Source organism: Desulfatiferula olefinivorans, from assembly GCF_054657895.1.
The window spans coordinates 1-584 of record NZ_BAAHXV010000111.1 but is presented as its reverse complement, the minus strand read 5'-3'; the positions used below and the strand labels follow the sequence as shown (position 1 = coordinate 584).

At 58.9% G+C, this 584-nt stretch carries 1 protein-coding gene; it reads left to right on the top strand.

The genetic code is table 11. The features are described from left to right. Nucleotides 1–584, top strand: a 584-nt coding sequence (locus ACYQ11_RS22100) for a molybdopterin oxidoreductase family protein (RefSeq protein ID WP_459926004.1), incomplete at both ends; no start/stop codon positions are given.

Sequence of the window (584 nt, the reverse complement as noted above, 5' to 3'; positions counted from 1 at the left end):
TACCAGAGCGTGACGGATGAATCTGTCGTCAAAAAAATGGAAGAGGCCTGGGGTGTCACCGGCATGAGCCGAAAACCCGGGCTGACCGTCACCGAAATGATTCCCAGGGCCCATGCCGGGGAGATCAAGGCCCTGTACATTGTCGGGGAAAATCCCCTGGTCTCCGATCCGGACCTCAACCATGTCAACGACAGCTTCAAACACCTCGATTTTCTGGTGGTCCAGGACATCTTCCTCACCGAGACGGCCCAAAAAGCCGATGTGGTTCTGCCCTCCTTATGTTTTGCGGAAAAAGACGGCACCTTCACCAACACCGAACGCAAGATCCAGCGCGTCCGCAAGGCGGTCGCCGGACCCGGCATCGCCAGAGCCGACTGGGAAATCATCATGATGCTCGCCGAAAAAATGGGCGCGCCCATGCGCTATCAAAAAAGCGAGGACATCTTCAACGAAATGCGCACCGTTACGCCGTCCTACGCCGGCGTCACCTACGAGCGCATCGAGCAGGACGGCATCCACTGGCCCTGTCCCACCGAGGACCATCCCGGCACGCCCATGCTTCACGTCGGAAGGTTCACCCGGGG